The organism is Marinirhabdus gelatinilytica, from assembly GCF_003353425.1.
Taxonomy (GTDB): Bacteria; Bacteroidota; Bacteroidia; order Flavobacteriales; family Flavobacteriaceae; genus Marinirhabdus; species Marinirhabdus gelatinilytica.
Window position 1 is genome coordinate 1 of record NZ_QRAO01000017.1, and the last position, 3,728, is coordinate 3,728.

At 41.6% G+C, this 3,728-nt stretch carries 2 protein-coding genes; both read right to left on the reverse strand.

Features of this window, described 5'->3' with window-relative positions; genetic code table 11:
- On the reverse strand, positions 1-3,429 hold a 3,429-nt coding region (locus C8D94_RS15090), incomplete at its 3' end, for a M36 family metallopeptidase (protein ID WP_115124802.1).
- A gap of 173 nt (positions 3,430-3,602) precedes the next feature.
- Positions 3,603-3,728, reverse strand: coding sequence for a T9SS type A sorting domain-containing protein (locus C8D94_RS15585; RefSeq protein ID WP_115124803.1), 126 nt, complete (start codon positions 3,726-3,728; stop codon positions 3,603-3,605).

The following is a 3,728-nucleotide window of genomic DNA, read 5'->3' on the forward strand; positions in this document are numbered from 1 at the left end:
GGTCACGTCCACGTTGATCGTACCGTTGTTCAACACCGTCGCAGAGGGGTCCACCTGCACCACGCTGCCCTGGTGGTCCACCTGGAGGGTGCCGTCAACAGTTATATTTCCTTGTGAACGAATATACTCTCCAGCACCTACGGTAATCGTTGCGTCAGCATCTACAATACAGGAGCATGCTTCAATATTGCCAGCACTTGTGTTATAGTTTCCTGCAAAAGTTGCCACCGATGTAGTATTGGGGAGTCCATTATCCCAACTACCATTATAAGTAGTTAATTGAGCTGGATTTGGAACTACCGTAACCGTGGCGGTACAAGTTGAAATTCCACCGTTACCATCGTCTGCGGTAACAGTAACCTGATTCTCTCCTACATCTAAGCAGGTGAAATTTGTTTCGCTTAAGGTAAATGATACGTTGTTGCCACAGTTTTGGGCAAAGGAAGGCGCTTGTGGGGTAAAGCGAATTACAAGCCCTGGTGAAGCAACTGTCCAACCACTATTATTCGTTGCTGGATGTGTTGTACCCGCATCACCATCGATACTTTCTACACCAAGGGTTTTTGTGCCTCCATCAGTAGCTACAGAAACGTGGGTTTCTATAACATTGGTTCCTTCGTAAATATGGATTTGTCCAGAATTCAAGTCAGTAGTATTCCAATATGGAACATCATCATATTCGACGACAAGCTTCCTGCTGGGTGCTGTTCCGAAAACTTGGTATCTTATAGTCCCTCCTGCACTTGGATCAAGATCGTCCATAAACAAGGCTATGATACCGTTGGGTATGCCGGGTTCTGGAAATGTTTGTGCTGTTCTCGATTGTGCATCTGTCATTCCAGTATTAGGAGTGAAATATATAAATCCGTTTGAGCATACATAGAAATCAGAAACTTTTTCACCGTACAATTCAAAATCAAATCCTATGGGCAATGCTCCAGTAATAGCATCATCACCCAATGCCAGAGTAGTAGCTGCACCTGTCAGGGTTTCTAAAGCAATGGCTTCCGTTGCAACCACATAGGGATTTTTGATCTCATTACTCACAACATCTGGCCAATCCAGTGTACCATTTCCGCTTGCGTCTAATTGCAGGGTATAATCTTCACAGATCAATAAAGGGTCTCCACTGGTAACTGTAATTGTTTCAGTAACATTTGTAGGGTTGCCAGTACAACCATCAACAACATTATAAGTAATGGTATGAGATCCTACTCCAGCTGCAACAGGGTCAAACGTATAGCTAGTCCCATTTCCATTATCGGTAACGCCGGGACCACTATAAGTTCCTCCAGTAGGCAACCCCCCCGTAAGATTGTTTTGAGTCCCTTCAGTAACACAAATTTCTGCTATAGAATTATCGAAACTTGCGAATGAAGGAGGTAAATCGAATGCTTCAGTACCATCTGACTTGCTTGTAGAATTACCTTGAGAAGCACTAAATCCAAGACCTCTTCTAGCAAACGCGGCCCATATCTCACACTGGTTGGCACCGCCATAAATATTGTTATCAGCTTGTAAAATTGCGTCACGACCATCTACAAACCCAGGGCTACAGGCCTGAAGCTTTAATCCTTCAGTAACGATAGCCATTGCCTGAATGTTTCCTGCATCTACATTCGGGTCTCCTGTAACCGTATAGAAATCTGAGCTAAAACCATTCCCACTAGCAGCTTCATACTTGTCCATAATCTCCCAAGTCATCTCCCAAAGCATCGCTGCCCAAACCGAACCAACGCCGTGCGGAGCAACTTCAGTTTTAATGTCATCATAAGTGTGTGGATTTTCAGCAAAATCTGTACTATAGGGGTGTGTTCTTATACCACCACCGTTAAGTCCACCTCCATTTAACCAATTTCCCATTCCACGGGCATCGTCACCGTTTTCAGAAGCTACCATAGTTAGCATTACACCGTAATAGTCGCTCCATCCCTCACCCATTTGCTCCTCGTTGCCCAAACAGCCTGCTGCAGCTGGGCCACCGGTTAGCCTGTTTGAAATACCATGTCCATACTCGTGAATAACCACTTCATTATCGAAAGATGCATCACGGTTACCACAAGTGTACATTTGCATTCTTGGATTACCTCCATCACCAGGGGTCCCAAAATTCGCATTACAGGTTCCAGACCCATCCTGGGCCTCAGCATTTACACTATCACCACCAACGCCACCATTGCCAAAGTTATCTTCTTGGAATGCACCTCCCGCTTCATCCATACCATACTGGTAAATTATATCATGAATAACATTGGATATGTAAAAAAGGTGGGACACAGCAGCATCTTCAGATTGGTTGGTTGCACTATATACTGGCTGTCCAAAACCATTTGTATCTTCTAAAGGAAATTGGAACACCAAGCTGGTACCACCTTCAGCATAATCATTGGTGTTTGAGGGACCGTTAGTGTTGTTATCGTCATCATAACAACGAACGTTGTTTCCTTGGGTTCGAGTGTAGGTAGTTGTTCCATCGTTATGCCAGCCAAGTGGGGAAGCTGTTGCATCTTGGGGGTTCACTTCATTTGTCCTTCCGCCAGAATAAGGTGATCGTAGTGGTAGTGGATATACTTGATATGTGGGCACCATACTCTCTTCAAAAGTAGGAGCTGTATAAATTTCTGTGAATACTTGTCCTTCCACACAATTTTCTTCCACAGTACGAGTGCTATTATCACTATGATCATGATGGCTGTGGTCTCCTAAAATATTACAGGAAACGGTCCAATTATCTTTGTCTATTATTGTACCCGTTGTAGCATCCAGCCTGAAATTGTACCAATTTGAAGAATTCAGTTCTTGAATGGATACTTCCCAAACAAGTTTTAACCCAATATTTTCATTGTAATAATACATCAGTTTAGCGGGTATTTCTTCACCTGAAATACCTGATCTTGAAAAAAGTGTTTTCTGATTTGCTGCATTTGAACGCTCAATTACATTAAGTGGGCCCATTGAATAATTCATTTGTTGGGCAATTTTTTGAACTGCTTGTTCTGCATTTAGTGATGCTATTGAGGGGGTTTGAAACTGTTGTACGTTTTTAACGAAGTTTAAATTTGAGGATACAATATCTCCATTAGCACGCACATGAACACTAGATTCTGTTCCTGTAACCTCAAGTCCATTCACCGCTTGTTTAAAATAAATATGATGAACTCCACTTAGCTTACTTGTATGCTCTGAAGTTACTACAAACAAAGCATCACTTGGAATGAGTTTATTTTCTGAAATAAGCGTACCAAGCTCTCGCTCGACAGGGCCATTTGTGGTGTATTTTTGTAATGGATTAGTAATGGTTAGACTAACAACTGGATTACTGTTATTATTTTTAACAGCAGTTTTTTTTCCAGTTAAATTTGTAATGTTCTGTGCATTAACAGCTAAACAGATTGACAAAAATGTAAGAGAAAAGAAGTATTTTTTCATAAAGATAGATTTACGGGGGATGTTCTAATTTGTTTCAAATATAAAATAAAATCGATAAGAAGCAATTTTTTATCGATTAAACACATTATATTTTTTATAATTGATAAAGAAATGCAAAAAGCATTATCATAATGATAATGCTTTTTGCATTTAGACTTAACGTGTGCTAAATATTATTTTTTTACAATTCGTTTTACGATGCTTCCTCTTTCGGTAGTTATCTCCACGAAGTACACCGCAGCCCCAAGGCCGGACATATCCAGCTGGTGGCCCAGTGCCCCGCCAAGATCCTCCTGCAC